Genomic DNA, 14,771 nt, shown 5'->3' on the forward strand with positions numbered 1-14,771 from the left:
GGTCGGGGCGCGCCGCAGTGAGGTCGGTGACCGCAGCGTGAGGTCGGTGACGCGGCCGCCCGCGCACGAGCCCGGCCGGCTGGGACGAGCTCGGCGCCGTCGGCGTCGTGCTCGCCCCGGAAGGTCGAGGTCGTCGCGCTGGGCCGCGCTGTCTCAGGCGCCGAGAGTGATGAGCGCGTTGTCGATGAGGCGCGTGCTCCCGACGCGCGCCGCGAGCGCGAGGAGGACCTCGCCGCTCGACACGGGGGCGTCCGCTCCGGGCAGGCCCGGGCCGGCGCCGGCGGCGTCGACGAAGGTGGCGGGGTCGACGGCGGCGACGTAGTCCGCCTCGACGCCGGGGGCGCTCGTGAGGAGGTCGAGGGCTGCGTGACGGACCCCGGCGGCGTCGGCGCCCTTGGCGGCGGCCTGGCGCCCGGCCTCGAGGGCCCGTGACAGGGCGAGGGCCTGCCCGCGCTCGGCGTCGGAGAGGTAGGCGTTGCGCGAGCTCATCGCGAGGCCGGACTCCTCGCGGCGGATGTCGACGGGGACGATCTCGACCGGGACGGCGAGGTCGCGGACCATCGCCTGGACGATGGCGAGCTGCTGGGCGTCCTTGCGCCCGAAGAGCGCCCACCGCGGCTGCGTGAGGTGCATGAGCGTGAGGACCACCTGGAGCACGCCGGCGAAGTGGATCGGGCGGGTGGCGCCCTCGAGGACGGTGGCCATGGGGCCCGGGTCGAGGCGGACGGAGGGCTCGCCGTCGGGGTAGATGACCTCCGGGGTGGGAGCGAAGACGACGAGCTGGCCCACGCGGAGGGTGCCGTCGTCGCCCGTGAGGGTGGCGGTGAGGCCCTCGACGTCGGCCTCGAGGGTGCGCGGGTAGGCGTCGAGGTCCTCCCCGGCGCCGAACTGGAGAGGGTTGACGAAGATCGTGACGACGACCGTGCCGTCGGCGCCGACGCGGCGCGCGGCCTCGGTGACGAGGTCGAAGTGGCCCTGGTGGAGGGCGCCCATCGTCATGACGACGGCGCGGGGCGCGGTGTCGGTGTCGAGCGCGGCGGCGAGCCCGGGGCGGCTCCGGGCGAGGGTGACGGGCTGGTTCTGCGTGGTGGTCACGGCGCCCAGGCTAGTCGCGCCGGACGGGCTCAGTCGTCGAGGGCGTCGCGCAGCGCGCGCACTTGGTCCTCCCGCAGGCGGCCGGTGGCCTCACGGCGGTCGACGGTGGCGGCGGCGAGGGCCCGGTAGGTGTCTACGGCGTCGGCGAGCGGACGCCCCTCCTCGTCGCGCAGCCCGGCCAGGGCCGTGAGGTGGCTGGCGACGGTGCCCGCGTCGCCACGCGCGACGGGGCCAGTGAGCGCGCTGTCCGCCCCCTCCTGGAGCGCCCCGTCGAGGGCCGCGGTGAGGAGCGGGCGGAGGGTCGCGGCGCCGTCCTCGACGCCGGCGGCCTCGAGGGCACGCACGGCCTGACCGACGAGGGTGACGAGGTGGTTGGCGCCGTGGGCAAGAGCCGCGTGGTAGGCGGGACGCGCCTCCTCGGGCAGGACGAAGGGCTCACCGCCGAGCTCGACGGCGAGGGCCTGGCCGACGGGCAGGAAGGCGGGCGGCGCGGTGACGGCCATAGGGCAGCCGGTGAGGCGCGCGAGGTCCATCGACCAGCCGCTGAAGGTCATGGCGGGGTGGAGGGCGATGGGGATCGCGCCGGCGGCCTGGGCGGGGGCGAGGACGCCGACGCCGTAGCGGCCGGAGGTGTGGACGATGATCTGCCCCATCTGCCACGCGCCGACCTCGGCGAGGCCCGAGACGAGGCCGGAGAGCTCGTCATCGGGGACGGCGAGGAGGACGAGCTCGGAGCGGCGGACGATCTCCTCGACCTCGAGGAGCGGAACGCCGGGCAGCAGCATCTCGGCGCGCTCGCGGGAGGCCTCGGAGACGGCGTGGACACCGACGAGCTGGTGCTCGACGGACCGGAGCGCGGAGCCGAGGACGGCGCCGACGCGGCCGGCGGAGATGACGCCGACCCCCAGGCGCCCTGGGCGGCTTGGTTGCCCGGGCCCGGCGGGCGCCTTCGCGGCGGAGGGGGTGCCGGGCTCGGGGATGCTGGCGTCGCTCATGCGCTCGATGCTCTCACGCCGCCCGTCGGCGGGCTCGGCCCGCTCGTCCTCGGTGCCGGTCCAGCGCGCCGTGCGCCCGGTCTCGGCGCGCACACGGGCGAGCACGTGTCAGGCGACGCGCTCGAGCCAGCGGTCGAGGTGCTCCTCCTGGCGACGGCGCAGGGCGCGCTGCGCGATGACCTGCTCGACGGCCGCGAGGTCGTCGCGGTCGAGGTTGGAGATCTGGCAGGCGACGTTGGTGTCTACCATGTCGAGGTGGAGCCTGGCGAGCCCGCGTCGTCGCGCCAGCGGTCCCTCGTGGACGGACAGCGACTGGATGCGCTCGTAGGGGATGACGCTCGTGCGCCGCCAGAAGCGCCCCAGGCGCAGGACGACGCAGGTGTCCGTGAGCCACAGACCCTCGCACCGCCACGCGATCGGGGAGAAGACACGGCCGCGTCGGGGGACCCCGATGAGGCCGCGCTCGGAGGAGCCCACAGGCGCGGTGGGGTCACCGACGCCGTCGTCGCCGGAACCGGCCAGGGCTGCGTCCAGGAGCCCGTCGGGATCGCTCGTCCCGAGGTCCGGGGCGACGAGCCAGAGGGCGCGTATCGCCGTGTCACGGTCCCCGACGGGCAGGAGGACGTTGACGCCGGTGTCCTGGACGCCTCCGGACGACGATGCCTCCGCAGCCGACCGGCCGGCGACGCAGACCTTGACGCTCCACCAGTCCGGTCCCCGCCAGAAGGGCCCCTGCTCGAGGCTGACGCCGTGGACGCGGCCGGGCGGGAGGGTGGAGGAGGTGTCCGAGGTCAGGCCGCAGCGCGTGCGGATGCCGGCGGGGGTGGCGGCCGCTCGGAAGCCCCAGCCCTTGTTGAAGCGGCCCCAGACGGCCCCGACCATGGCGAGCGGTCCGATGAGCGCTGGAAGGAGCCCGACGAGGTCGGTTCCGCTGCCGTCGAGGAGGGCCGCGGCCAGCGTGCCGCCGACGGAGGCGAGGACGATGAGGAGGATGAGGAGCGTCTGCCCCGAGCGCAGGGTCGAGAGGAGGAGGACCCGGGTGTCGACGGCGTAGAGCGGGCGCTCCTCCCCGCTGAGCCCGGTCAGCCTGGCCGCGGACTCCGCTCCCTCGAAGCCGAGGGGGACGTGCCCCGCCGTGGTGGCGGCGCCCGTCGTGCCGGTCCGCTCAGGAGCGGGCGCCGCGCCGGCAGCGGGCAGGTCGCCCTCTCCGGGTCCCTCGGCCGCGTCCTGGGCCGTGGAGCCGCCGCGGGCGTCAGCGGTCCGCGCTCCTGCGGCGAGGTCGAGGATCCGGTCGCGGAGCTCCTCGAGCTCGCGGGTGCGCAGGTAGCCGATGAGGACGCGGGAGTCCCCTCCCCCGGCGACCTCGACCTTGAGCTGACCGAGCCCGAGGATCCGCCCGAGCAGCGGGTGGACGACGTCGACGGACTGGATCCGGGGCAGCCGGGCGATGCGCAGCTGGCGGGTGAGGACCCCGCTGCGTAGGTAGACGGCGTCGCGGTCGACGGCGTAGGTCCGCATCCACCAGGAGAGCCACAGGGCCAGGGCCGTGAGCGCGACAGCACCCGCGGTCCCGACGACGGCCCACAGGATGGCGCCGTGCGAGAGGTCGAAGCCTTGCTTGCGAACGGCCCGGTAGACCTCGATCGCGGTGTCGAGGTTCTGGACGGTGACGATCGCGAGGACCGCGGTGATGATCTTCCATCCCTGGAGGAGCGGCGTGACCGGGTGGACCCGGTGCCAGGTGACGTCCTCGGGCAGGGAGATGCCGCGCTCCTCCCGGCCGGCTGCGCGCCGCACCGCGCGGTCGTGCCGTCGCTGGGACCGGCTCCGGGTGGGCGTGGGCCGCTGGTCGGCGCTCACAGGCCGGCCATCCTCTGCTCGCCGCGCTCGGAGAGGATCCGTCGCAGGTTCTCCGCCTCCTCGACGGGCAAACCGTTGATCGTGGCGTCGGTCGAGGCAGCGGCCGTGTGCAGCTTGACCTCGGCGATCCCGAGCCGGTGCGCGAGCCGGCCCTGGGAGGTGTCGACGAACTGCATGCGCCCGTAGGGGACGACGCTCATGCGGCGGAACATGATTCCCTTGCGCCACAGGAGGTGGTCCTCGGCGAGGGCGTAGCCCATGGCCCGCACCTGGCGCGGGATGAGCCAGAGCTCCCACACGAGCAGGACCGCACCGATCGCCGTCCCGACGTGGAACCAGGGGCTCACGATGATCCCCAGCACGGCGAGCACCACGATGACGACGGCGTCGAAGCACCCGTTGAGGATGAGGCGCGCGGTGGTCAGGCGCGGTGAGACGGGCCTGAAGACGACGCCGTCGGGGTCGAAGGGGCTGCCGCCCGCCGTGGTCGAGCGCACCGGTCGGCGGCCGGCTGCTGGTCGTGCCCGAGCGGCTGACGGCTCAGCCGCCGCGGCAGGGGCGGGGCGGGTGACGGGGTCGGGGGCGCTCATGGGGGGCTCCTCGGGTCGGGTGAGGCCACCGTCTCACGGGGGCCCTGCCCCTCCCTCCCCCGGGAGGACGAGACGCGTCCTCAGGCGGGTGCGCCGCCAGGAGGAACCGAGCCACCGGCGCCGCCGTGCCCCTTCGTGCCGTCCTCATCGTCGTCGGACGTGTCGATGGCGCACCAGTGCTCGACGGCCAGGCCCACCGCGATCCACACGGCGCACGCGAGGAGGCAGCCGGCAGCGGTCCAGCCGAGGCGGGTGAGGGCGGGCGAGGCTGGGTTGGCGAGGACGAGGACGAGCTGCCCGGCGTAGGCACCACCGACGAGGGACCCGACGACGGCGGAGGCCTGCGCGGCGCTCGCCGTCGTGGCGGCGCCGGTCGGCGTCATCCAGGTGGGCTCGTGGGCGCGCAGGCGACGCACGGCGAGGCCCGCGACGAGGACGATGACCGAGATGACGAGGGCGACGACGCCGCCCCACGGCGCGACCTCGGGTACCCAGCCCTGGCGGCGCAGGAGCAGGTCGCTCACGACCCAGCTGAGGACGCCGGTCGCGAGGGCGCACGCGAGGACGGTCGTCCAGCGCGTGCGGCGCATCAGATCCCCTGGCCCTCGACGCCGTCGGCCGGGGCGGGAGCCGCGTGAGCGGAGGGTGCGGGCGGGGCGACGTACTGGCCGGTGGGCAGCGCGGGCAGGTGGTCGGAGTCGATCCAGTCGAGGGCGAGCCAGCGCACGCCGTCGCGGTCGGGGGCCTCGTCAGCGAGCGTGGCGACGACCTCGCCTCCGAGCTCGGCGAAGGGGTCGGCCTGGGACCACGGGACGAGGACGAAGGCCCGCTCGGTGGCCCGCGGGTGCGGGAGCGTGAGCTCGGGGTCGTCGCTCGTGACGCCCTCGTAGTCGACGAGGTCGGCGTCCAGGGTGCGCGGCCCCCAGTGCTCGGTGCGGACACGGCCGGCGGCGTCCTCGAGCCGGTGGCACAGGTCGAGGACCTCGCGCGGTGCGAGGGTCGTGCGAGCGAGGACGACGGTGTTGAGGAAGTCCGGCTGCGGGCCGGAGGCGGCCTCGGTGACGGCCTGGGTGCGTGCGAGCGGGGCGACGGCGGTGACCTCGACGCCCTCGGTCTCACGCAGCGTGGCGACGGCCTGGCGCAGCGCGGGGACGACGCCCCCGACGTTGCCGCCGAGGGCGATGACGACCTCGGCGGGGCGTCCCTCGGGACGCTGGTCGAGAGGGCTCGTCCCGGCCTCGGCCGGAGCGGGCTCGTCCTCTGGAGCGACGTTGGCGGCGGCGAAGGCGGCCGCCGCCGTGGCGGCGCCCGCGGTGGGGGCCGCGGCGGGCGCGGCGGCGAGCGTCGCGGCGCCGAGCTCGGCGTCCTGAGGATTCGCCCCGCTCGACGCCTCGCCGGTGGCGGTCTCCTCCACGACGACGGGCTCGGGCTCGGCGTCCTCGGGGCCATCGGTCTCGGTGCTGCGGGCGGACCCCTCGGCAGCGACGTTGGCGGCGGCGAAGGCGGCCGCCGCGGCGGCCGCGCCTCCGGTGGGCGCGGCGACGGGTGCGGCCACGAGGGCCGCGGCGGCGAGCTCGGCGTCCTGAGGGTCGGCCTCGGGCTCGGGCTCGCTCGGGGCCGACTCGTCGCCGGCGGCCGCGAGGGCCTCGTCCTCGGCGCTCGGCAGGGGCGCCGGCGGTACCGGTGCGGGCTCCGGGGCGGCGGCAGGAGCAGCGGCGCTCGCGTCGTCGTCCTCCCACTCGACGTCCGCGGTCCGCAGGATCGAGACGGCGACGTCGTCGAAGGCGACCGTGAGGGGCGCCTGCGGCTTGTGGACCGTGACGCGCACGGAGCGCACCCGGTGGTGGGCCAGGGCGACGTCGGCGACGCGCTCGGCGAGGGTCTCGATGAGGTTGACGGGCTCCCCCTCGATGACCTCGATGACCTGGCTCGCCACGGCGGAGTAGTCGACGGCGTCGTCGAGCGAGTCGGTCTGGGCGGCGACGGCCGTCCCGCGCTGCCCGAGGTCGAGGACGAGGTCGACGCTGAAGAGCTGCCCCTCCTGGCGCTCGGAGGGAAGGACGCCGTGGTGCCCGCGTGCGGACAGGCCGGTGAGCCGGATCCTGTCGCTGCTGGAGTGGCTCAGGTGGGTCATCGTGGTTCCTTCCAGAGGGAGGCGGTGCGGACGGCGTCCCGGTTGGCCGGGACCTCGTGGACTCTCACGGCCCAGGCGCCCGCGAGGGCGGCGAGGGCGGTCGTGGCGGCCGTGGCGTCGTCACGGGCCAGGGGCTCGGCGGCCACCTCGGGGGTGACGGCACCGGCCAGGAAGCGCTTGCGGGACGAGCCGATGAGCACCGGCAGGCCGAGGTCCTCGCGCAGGCGCGCGGTGGCGGCAAGGAGCTCCCAGGACTGCGGGTGTGTCTTTGCGAAGCCGAGACCGGGGTCGGTGACGACCTGCTCGTCGCGCACCCCGGCGGCCCTCAGGCTCGCGAGGCGCTCGCGCAGCTCGGCCTCGACGCCCCCGACGACGTCGTCAGCGTAGTCGGTGAGGCCGTTCATGGTCTCGGGGTTCCCGCGCCAGTGCTGGCAGACGTAGACGACGCCGAGCTCGGCGACGAGGGGGTGCATGCCCGGGTCCGCGAGGCCCCCGGAGACGTCGTTGATGATGACCGCGCCGGCCTCGACGGCGGCGCGGGCCGTCTCGGCGTGGATCGTGTCGACGGAGACGGGGACCCCCTCGGCGGCCAGGGCACGGATGACGGGGACGACGCGCTCGCGCTCCTCCTCGCTCTGGACGCGCTTGGCGCCGGGCCGGGTGGACTCCCCACCGACGTCGACGAGGTCCGCGCCCTGGGCCATGAGCTGGCGTCCGTGGGCGGCCGCGAGGTCAGCGGTGGCCCATCGGCCGCCGTCGGAGAAGGAATCGGGGGTGACGTTGACGATGCCCATGACGAGGGTCCGTCCGGCCGCGGAGGGCTCGGAGAGGGGCGCGGGCAGAGGTGCCGGGACGAGGGCGTCGGCCGAGTTCACCGCCCCAGGGTATCGGGGCGGCACCGTTCTGTAACGCGCTCGAGGCCGAGCTCGCCCTCGCGGAGCGTGAACGCGGCTCCCTCGTCCGACGCCGGAACGCAACCCTCGATACGGGCCCGTACTCGCGGCGTCGTTCCTACGATGGGGTGGTCGGGGGGCCGGCACGGCCGCGACGGAGAGCCCGCACCACGGTGGCCGGCGGCGTGCCCGACGACCGCTGACAACAGCCGATGACAGCTGATGACAAGGACGTGATCACATGACCGGAACCCAGCCCCCTGCTCCAAGGATGATGCTCGCTGAGCGCTTCCACGCCGACGGACGGCGCGTCGAGGTCGAGGAGGTGCCGATCCCGGAGCCCGGTCCGGGCCAGGTGCGCATCAAGGTGGCGTACTGCGGGATCTGCCACTCGGACCTCTCCCTCATCCACGGCGCCTTCCCGGACAACGTGCCCGTCGTCACCCAGGGCCACGAGGCGTCCGGCACGATCGACGCCGTGGGTCCGGGAGTCACCGGCTGGGAGGTCGGCGACCGGGTCATCCCGTCGGCGGGACGCCCCTGCCTCAAGTGCAGGCGCTGCCAGCGCGGCGACTTCACCGCGTGCCTCAACCTGCGCCTCATGGCCTTCGCCTACGACGGCGGCTGGGCGCAGTACACGGTCGCCAACGTCATGGGCATGACGCGCGTGCCCGACGAGGTGGACCTCAAGCAGGCCGCCCTCCTCGCAGACGCCGTCTCCACGCCCTTCGGCGCCGTCGTGCGCACCGGCAAGGTGCACCCCGGCAACGCGGTGGGCGTGTGGGGCCTGGGAGGCGTGGGCACGCACGTCGTCCAGCTGTCGAAGCTCGCGGGCGCCGTGCCGATCATCGGCGTCGACCTCAATGAGGACTGCCTCGAGCGCGCCGAGCGCCTGGGGGCCGACCACGTCTTCCGCGCCGACGACCCGAACCTCATCGACTCGGTCGCCGCCGCCACCGGCGGGCGCATGATCGACGTCGCCTTCGACGCCGTCGGCATCCCCTCCACGCTCAAGCAGGCCGTCGCCTCCCTGGACAACCACGGCTGCGTCGTCACGATCGGCATCAGCGCCCAGGAGATGAACCTCGGGACGTTCGTCGAGTTCAACCTCAAGAACAAGCGGGTCCTGGGCCACCTCGGCTACAAGACGCAGGACATCGCCATGCTTACCGAGATGCTGCGGTACGGCCGTCTCGACCTCACCGAGTCGGTGAGTGAGGTCGTGCCGCTGCGCGACATCCGCACGGGCATCGAGCACCTCGAGAAGAAGGTCGGCAACCCGATCCGCATCCTCGTGGACCCCTGGGCCTGACCTGGGAGCCGTCCGGGCACGGCGGTCGCGTCGTGCCCGGACGGCCCGAGGCGTCCGGCCGTCAGGTGAGGCGGTCCGCGAGGTCGTCGAGGTAGGCCTTGACCTCCCGGGCCTGCTCGGTGTCGGCCGGGTAGAGAGCGGCCATGCGCTCGGGCACGCGCGCCGCGCGGTCCTCGAGGGAGCGCCCCTGCGCGGTGAGGGCGATGAGTCGGCGGCGCTCATCCTCCCCACGGCTGCGGGTGAGGAGCCCCGCCTGCTCCATCCGGCGCAGCAGCGGGGTGAGCGTGCCACTGTCCAGGCCCAGACGCTCCCCGACCTCTCCGACGCCGAGGGGCCCCTCGGTCTCCCACAGGACGAGCATGACGAGGTACTGCGGGTAGGTGAGGCCGAGCTCAGTGAGAACGGGCCGGTAGGCGCGCGTCACCGCGCGGCTGGCCCGGTACAGGGAGAAGCACAGCTGGCGGTCGAGGTCGAGCTGGGAGTGGTGCACGGAACGGGAGCCCACCTCTATATTGTGCACAACTTACTTGTGGACTACCCTCTTCAACGTCGGGCGGTGCCGCGAGCACGGGCGCACCGCCCGCCGGACACCGAAGGAGAACGCATGCAGGACATCACCCCCCTCTACACCACCGAGGCGATCGCGACGGGCGCCGGCCGCGACGGTCACGTCCGCACCGCCGACGGCCGCGTCGACATGGACCTCGCGATCCCGAGCGAGATGGGAGGCAGCGGCGAGGGAGCGAACCCCGAGGAGCTCTTCGCCGCCGGTTACGCCGCGTGCTTCCACTCAGCCCTCCAGATGGTCGCCCGCTCCGCGGGCAAGGACCTCGGCGACTCCTCCGTGGGCACCCGTGTCTCGATCGGCAAGGCGGGCGAGGGCTTCGGCCTCGCCGTCGCCCTCGAGGTCGTCGTCCCCGCCCTCCCTCACGACGAGGCGCAGGCCCTGGCCGACAAGGCCCACCAGGTCTGCCCTTACTCCAACGCGACGCGTGGGAACATCCGCGTCGACGTCTCCGTCGTCGAGGACTGAGCACCGCCATCCCGCGCACACCGCTCACCCCGCTCACGGGACGAGCGGGTCAGGCGGGCGGCCACGACGCGGCAAGGGGCCGGCACCACCGGGCGCCGGCCCCTTGCCGCGTGCTCAGGCACGCCTCGATCAGGGTCAGTGACGCCGCCCCAGGATGAGGCTCATGGCCTCGGAGCGTGTGGCCGCGTTGCGCATCTGGCCGCGGACCGCGGAGGTCACGGTGTTCGAGCCGGGCTTGCGGATGCCGCGCATCGACATGCACAGGTGCTCGGCCTCGACGACGACGAGGACGCCGCGCACGCCCAGGCGCTCGACCATGGCATCGGCGACCTGGGAGGTGAGTCGCTCCTGGACCTGGGGGCGGCGCGCGTAGCCCTCGACGAGGCGCGCGACCTTGGACAGGCCCGTGACGCGCCCGCCCTCGCCGGGGATGTAGGCGACGTGGGCGACGCCGTGGAAGGGCAGGAGGTGGTGCTCGCACACCGAGTACATGGGGATGTCCCGCACGAGGACCATCTCCTCGTGGCCGACGTCGAAGACCTTCTCGACGTGCGCGCCCGGGTCCTCCGCGAGGCCGGCGAAGATCTCCGCGTAGGCGCGGGCCACGCGGTCGGGCGTCTCGGCCAGCCCGTCGCGGTCCGGGTCCTCGCCGATGGCGACGAGGAGGTCCCGGACGGCGCGGCGCACGCCCTCGGCGTCGTAGGGCCGGCCGGCCGGCGAGGCCACGGCCCCGGCCGGGGCGGGCCGGTCGGCGTCCTCGCCCGTGCCGTGCTCCGTCTCCGCGCTCATGCGCGGGGACCGGAGGTGCCCAGGTCCGAGCCGTCCTGCTGGGAGGGCGGGTTCGGCAGACCGGGCTGGATCGGTGTCTCGGGATCGAGCGGGGCGGGAGCCTCGACGGATCCGGGGACCTCGGCCTGCTCGTCGTCGCCCTGCGAGGCGCGCCCGGCGTCGTGACGGCCGAGGGCCTTGGACCCGGAGAAGTACTCCCCGGCCGCGATGGCCTCGTCCATGACGAGGGCGTCGTCGCTGCGCCAGAGCGGGCGGGCCGGCTGCTTGATGACGGGGGCGAAGATCCGCTCGAGGTCCTTCTCCAGCAGGGTCTCCTTCTCGAGGAGCTGCGTGGCGAGGTCCTCGAGGACGGCGCGGTTGCGGGTGAGGATCTCCCAGGCCTCGCGGTGCGCGGCGTCCATGAGCTCACGGACCTCGGCGTCGACGCTCGCGGCGACGGCCTCGGAGAAGTCGCGGTTCGTGGCGGACAGGCCCAGCACCGTCTCGTTCTCGGTGGTGCCGAGCTTGACGGCGCCCACGGAGCGGGTCATGCCGAAGTCGGTCACCATCTTGCGGGCGGTGCCGGTGGCCTTCTCGATGTCGTTCGAGGCGCCGGTGGTGGGGTCGCGGAAGACGAGCTCCTCGGCGGCCCGGCCGCCCATGGCGTAGACGAGCTGATCGAGGAGCTCGTTGCGGGTCGTGGAGTACTTGTCGTCCGCGGGCATGACCATCGTGTAGCCCAGCGCCTTGCCGCGCGGCAGGATCGTCACCTTGGTCACCGGGTCGGAGTACGCGCCGGCGGCGGCGCACAGGGCGTGGCCGGCCTCGTGGTAGGCGGTGACGGCCTTCTCGTGGTCGTTCATGACGCGGGTGCGCTTCTGCGGGCCGGCGATGACGCGGTCGATGGCCTCGTCGAGGGCGCGGTTGTCGATGAGCTGCGCGTTCGAGCGGGCCGTGAGGAGGGCGGCCTCGTTGAGGACGTTGGCAAGGTCCGCGCCGGTGAAGCCGGGGGTGCGCTTGGCGACCTGCTTGAGGTCGACGTCGCGGGTCATCGGCTTGCCCTTGGCGTGGACGCGGAGGATGGCCTCGCGGCCGTTCATGTCGGGGGCCTCGACGCTGACCTGGCGGTCGAAGCGGCCCGGGCGCAGGAGCGCGGGGTCGAGGACGTCGGGGCGGTTCGTGGCCGCGATGAGGATGACGTTGGTGGAGGCGTCGAAGCCGTCCATCTCGACGAGGAGCTGGTTGAGGGTCTGCTCGCGCTCGTCGTGGCCGCCGCCCATGCCGGAGCCGCGGTGGCGTCCGACGGCGTCGATCTCGTCGACGAAGATGATGGCCGGGGCGTTCTCCTTGGCCTGCTCGAAGAGGTCGCGGACGCGGGAGGCGCCGACGCCGACGAACATCTCGACGAACTCCGAGCCGGACATGGAGAAGAAGGGGACGCCGGCCTCGCCGGCGACGGCCTTGGCGAGAAGGGTCTTACCGGTTCCGGGCGGGCCGTAGAGGAGGACGCCCTTGGGGATCTTGGCGCCGACGGCCTGGAACTTCTCCGGCTCGGAGAGGAACTCGCGGATCTCCTCGAGCTCCTCGACGGCCTCGTCCTCACCGGCGACGTCGTCGAAGGTGACCTCGGGCATCTCCTTGTCCGCGACCTTCGCCTTGGACTTGCCGAAGCCCATGGCGCCGCCGCGTCCGCCGGAGACGCGGCCCATCATCCACCAGAAGAAGGCGATGAAGAGGAGCATCGGGAGGAAGAGCTGGAGCATGGAGGACCACCAGCTCGTCGTCGGGACGACGGAGTCGTAGCCCTGCGAGGGGTTGGCGGCCTGGACGAGCTCGTTGACCTGGTCTGCCTGCGCCTGCGTGTAGGTGAACTGGACCTTCTTGCCGAGGTTCTGGGCGGACTCGCCCTTCTTCTTGGGCTGCTGCTCGTAGGAGGAGGACAGGTCCAGCTCGACGCGCTGGTTGCCGTCGATGACGGTGACCGACTCGATGGTCTTCGCCTGGTTCTTGAGCAGGTCGATGCCGTCGGAGGTGTCGATGCTGCGGTAGCCGGAGGCGCTGGACAGGAGCGCCCATGCGAGCAGGGTGAGCAGGACGAAGGGCGCGATCCACACCAGTGGGTTGCGCAGAGCGCCGCGCTTCCTGTCCCGGCCGCCGTCCCGGCGCCCGGGTCCCCGGGAGTGGCGGCTGCTGCCGGGGTGCGTGTTGTTGCTCATCAGCGGTGGATCCCTTCGCGCGTCTGACTGCCAAACGCTAGCCGAAAGACGCTGCGGCGCGCCGCGAGGGGCGTCACGGTTCGCGAGGGGCGTGGCGGCGTCACGGAAGGGTCACCGGCGCCGCGCAGGGAGCCCGACGGTCGGCCGCTCCCGGGTCAGCCCCCGTAGACCTCGGGCCGCAGGGTGCCGATGAAGGGCAGGTTGCGGTAGCGCTCGGCGTAGTCGAGGCCGTAGCCGACGACGAACTCGGTGGGGATGTCGAAGCCGACGTACTTGACGTCGACCTCGACCTTGGCGGCCTCGGGCTTGCGCAGGAGGGTAGCGATCTCGACGCCGGCGGCGCCGCGGCTGGAGAGGTTGCCGACGAGCCAGGACAGCGTGAGGCCGGAGTCGATGATGTCCTCGACGATGAGGACGTGGCGGCCCGTGAGGTCCGCGTCGAGGTCCTTGAGGATGCGCACGACGCCGGAGGACTTGGTGCCCGAGCCGTAGGAGGACACGGCCATCCAGTCCATGGGGGCGGAGCGGTGCAGCCTGCGGGAGAGGTCCGCCATGACGTAGACGGCGCCCTTGAGCACGCCCACGAGGAGGATGTCCTTGCCCTCGTAGTCGGCGTCGATCTGGGCGGCCATCTCGTCGAGGCGCTGGCCGATCTCCTTCTCGGTGATGAGGACCTGCGCGAGGTCCTCCCCCATGTCAGCGGCGTCCATGTCCTGCCTTTCTGCGGGTCCGGTGATGTCGGGATTCTGTCATGGGCCGCGCGGGCGCGGTAACCGCGGCCGCCGTCAGCGCAGGACCCTTGCCTCCCACGCCGCGGGATCCTCGAGCTCGTCGGGCCGGGGGAGGTTCTCCGGCGCCACCCAGGCCGCTGCGAGGCCCGCGGGGCCCGTGCCGGCGAGGACGGCTCGGACGAAGTCCGCGCCGTCGGCGTGCTGGGCGCCCTTGGCACGGACACTGGTGAGGCGGGCGAGGACGTCTCCGAGCGCGCCCGACCGTGCCGGGCCGACGACGGCGCGCAGGCGGTGGACGCTGCCGATCTCCTCCGGCCCCACGCCGTCGAGGGAGGCCTCGGCGTGCCCCTCGAGGAGGGCGAGGTGCGCGGACAGCCCGGCGGCGCGCTCGCGCGCGGCGGCGACGTCCCGCGCCGTGACGGCGCGAACGACCTCAGCGGTGGCGCGGACGAGGTGGGCCGCCAGCCACGGCGCGGCGGCGAGCTGGACGGCGTGGACCGTCTCGTGGAGAGCCACCCAGCGCGCGAGGTCCGCGAGGTCGAGGTCCTGACGGCGGGCCAGGGCCAGGACGTTGGGGGCGACGATGAGGATCCGTGAGGCGGAGGCGGCCTCCTCGCCGTCGCCGTCCGGTGCCCCCGCGGGATCCGGGACCGCGGGGAGGACCTCGCCGAGGAGGCGGGTCGAGACGGTGCCCAGCGCGGCGGCCACCTCGGTGGCTGCGAGACGGGTCCCGACGGTGCCGCCGGCGCGGTGGCCGAGGGCGCGTCCGGCGCCCAGCGCCATGCTCACCGCGCTGCGTCCGCGCCCCGGCGCGTCGGCACGGCCCGCGTCGGCTGAGCCGCCGGTCCGCTCCCCGGGCGCGTGCGCAGCGGCGGGTACGAGGCGTCGGACGGAGTCGACGGCGGCCCGGCGGGCGGCGTCGCGGTCGACGACGCGGACGTCGAGCGAGCGCGCCACGGCCCGCGCCTCCCGCTCGAGCCCCGTGAGGCCGCCGACGCGAGCCGGGGCGTCGACGGCGGCGTCGTGAAGGAGCACGACGAGGGCGGCCCGCTCGGGAGCCGTTGCGCGGGGACCCGGGGGCGTGGCGGCACGCGCCAGGTGAAGCGCACGTTCCCAGTCGATCGGGGAGGCGGGAGCGACCACG

Annotated in this window: 14 protein-coding genes; 2 read left to right on the forward strand and 12 right to left on the reverse strand. The window is 74.1% G+C overall.

The genetic code is table 11. The annotated features are described in order from the left end of the window. Window positions 1-153: 153 nt before the first annotated feature. The 7 genes from panC to folP form a co-directional block, all read right to left on the reverse strand. Window positions 154-1,104 carry a pantoate--beta-alanine ligase gene (gene panC, locus IXW69_RS06220; protein WP_407646538.1) on the reverse strand — a complete coding sequence of 317 codons (951 nt, stop codon included), beginning with the start codon at window positions 1,102-1,104 and terminating at the stop codon, window positions 154-156. Window positions 1,105-1,124: 20 nt separating this feature from the next. After that, window positions 1,125-2,090 carry a Rossmann-like and DUF2520 domain-containing protein gene (locus tag IXW69_RS06225; RefSeq protein ID WP_194785499.1) on the reverse strand — a complete coding sequence of 322 codons (966 nt, stop codon included), beginning with the start codon at window positions 2,088-2,090 and terminating at the stop codon, window positions 1,125-1,127. A 108-nt stretch (window positions 2,091-2,198) separates the two neighbouring features. Then, the gene (locus IXW69_RS06230; protein ID WP_194785500.1) at window positions 2,199-3,950 is read right to left on the reverse strand and encodes a PH domain-containing protein; all 1,752 of its coding nucleotides are present in this window, start codon (window positions 3,948-3,950) and stop codon (window positions 2,199-2,201) included. Beyond that, the gene (locus tag IXW69_RS06235; RefSeq protein WP_194785501.1) at window positions 3,947-4,540 is read right to left on the reverse strand and encodes a PH domain-containing protein; all 594 of its coding nucleotides are present in this window, start codon (window positions 4,538-4,540) and stop codon (window positions 3,947-3,949) included. The genes IXW69_RS06230 and IXW69_RS06235 overlap by 4 nt, the downstream gene beginning before the upstream one ends. 80 nt (window positions 4,541-4,620) lie before the next feature. Beyond that, on the reverse strand, window positions 4,621-5,130 hold the full coding sequence (locus tag IXW69_RS06240) for a DUF3180 domain-containing protein (RefSeq protein WP_194785502.1): 510 nt from the start codon (window positions 5,128-5,130) through the stop codon (window positions 4,621-4,623). Next, complete coding sequence (gene folK, locus IXW69_RS06245; protein WP_194785503.1) at window positions 5,130-6,674, reverse strand: 2-amino-4-hydroxy-6-hydroxymethyldihydropteridine diphosphokinase; 1,545 nt, start codon at window positions 6,672-6,674, stop codon at window positions 5,130-5,132. Before folK ends, IXW69_RS06240 begins: the two co-directional genes overlap by 1 nt. Further along, window positions 6,671-7,549, reverse strand: a complete 879-nt coding sequence (folP, locus tag IXW69_RS06250) for a dihydropteroate synthase (protein WP_323745204.1) — start codon at window positions 7,547-7,549, stop codon at window positions 6,671-6,673. Before folP ends, folK begins: the two co-directional genes overlap by 4 nt. A 259-nt stretch (window positions 7,550-7,808) precedes the next feature. Between folP and IXW69_RS06255 the strand changes: the two genes are divergently transcribed. Continuing rightward, the gene (locus IXW69_RS06255) at window positions 7,809-8,879 is read left to right on the forward strand and encodes a zinc-binding dehydrogenase (protein ID WP_228524936.1); all 1,071 of its coding nucleotides are present in this window, start codon (window positions 7,809-7,811) and stop codon (window positions 8,877-8,879) included. A 61-nt stretch (window positions 8,880-8,940) separates the two neighbouring features. Here the strand turns inward: IXW69_RS06255 and IXW69_RS06260 are convergent, their stop codons facing one another. Beyond that, entirely contained in the window at window positions 8,941-9,384 is a 444-nt protein-coding gene (locus tag IXW69_RS06260; RefSeq protein ID WP_323745205.1) for a MarR family winged helix-turn-helix transcriptional regulator, read from the reverse strand. Window positions 9,385-9,483: 99 nt separating this feature from the next. Here IXW69_RS06260 and IXW69_RS06265 point away from each other — a divergent pair, with 99 nt between their 5' ends. Continuing rightward, entirely contained in the window at window positions 9,484-9,912 is a 429-nt protein-coding gene (locus tag IXW69_RS06265; protein ID WP_194785504.1) for an organic hydroperoxide resistance protein, read from the forward strand. Window positions 9,913-10,047: 135 nt separating this feature from the next. Here IXW69_RS06265 and folE read toward each other — a convergent pair whose 3' ends face one another. From folE to IXW69_RS06285, 4 genes are all read right to left on the reverse strand, one after another. Continuing rightward, the gene (gene folE, locus IXW69_RS06270; protein WP_194785505.1) at window positions 10,048-10,701 is read right to left on the reverse strand and encodes a GTP cyclohydrolase I FolE; all 654 of its coding nucleotides are present in this window, start codon (window positions 10,699-10,701) and stop codon (window positions 10,048-10,050) included. Further along, on the reverse strand, window positions 10,698-12,896 hold the full coding sequence (ftsH, locus tag IXW69_RS06275; RefSeq protein WP_194785506.1) for an ATP-dependent zinc metalloprotease FtsH: 2,199 nt from the start codon (window positions 12,894-12,896) through the stop codon (window positions 10,698-10,700). The genes folE and ftsH overlap by 4 nt, the downstream gene beginning before the upstream one ends. A 155-nt stretch (window positions 12,897-13,051) precedes the next feature. Next, window positions 13,052-13,606, reverse strand: a complete 555-nt coding sequence (gene hpt, locus IXW69_RS06280) for a hypoxanthine phosphoribosyltransferase (RefSeq protein WP_194785507.1) — start codon at window positions 13,604-13,606, stop codon at window positions 13,052-13,054. A 75-nt stretch (window positions 13,607-13,681) separates the two neighbouring features. Continuing rightward, window positions 13,682-14,770, reverse strand: coding sequence for a zinc-dependent metalloprotease (locus IXW69_RS06285; protein ID WP_323745206.1), 1,089 nt, complete (start codon window positions 14,768-14,770; stop codon window positions 13,682-13,684). Window position 14,771: the final 1 nt, after the last annotated feature.

This window comes from Actinomyces haliotis (assembly GCF_015355765.1).
In the GTDB taxonomy this organism is placed as follows: Bacteria; Actinomycetota; Actinomycetes; order Actinomycetales; family Actinomycetaceae; genus Actinomyces; species Actinomyces haliotis.

Bases quoted from the DNA above. Each gene is read 5' to 3' on its own strand.
- IXW69_RS06255 (WP_228524936.1), top strand. From the start codon at position 7,809: ATGACCGGAACCCAGCCCCCTGCTCCAAGGATGATGCTCGCTGAGCGC.
- folK (WP_194785503.1), bottom strand. From the start codon at position 6,674: ATGACCCACCTGAGCCACTCCAGCAGCGACAGGATCCGGCTCACCGGC.
- hpt (WP_194785507.1), bottom strand. From the start codon at position 13,606: ATGGACGCCGCTGACATGGGGGAGGACCTCGCGCAGGTCCTCATCACC.
- IXW69_RS06240 (WP_194785502.1), bottom strand. From the start codon at position 5,130: ATGCGCCGCACGCGCTGGACGACCGTCCTCGCGTGCGCCCTCGCGACC.
- IXW69_RS06225 (WP_194785499.1), bottom strand. From the start codon at position 2,090: ATGAGCGACGCCAGCATCCCCGAGCCCGGCACCCCCTCCGCCGCGAAG.
- folE (WP_194785505.1), bottom strand. From the start codon at position 10,701: ATGAGCGCGGAGACGGAGCACGGCACGGGCGAGGACGCCGACCGGCCC.
- IXW69_RS06265 (WP_194785504.1), top strand. From the start codon at position 9,484: ATGCAGGACATCACCCCCCTCTACACCACCGAGGCGATCGCGACGGGC.
- IXW69_RS06235 (WP_194785501.1), bottom strand. From the start codon at position 4,540: ATGAGCGCCCCCGACCCCGTCACCCGCCCCGCCCCTGCCGCGGCGGCT.
- ftsH (WP_194785506.1), bottom strand. From the start codon at position 12,896: ATGAGCAACAACACGCACCCCGGCAGCAGCCGCCACTCCCGGGGACCC.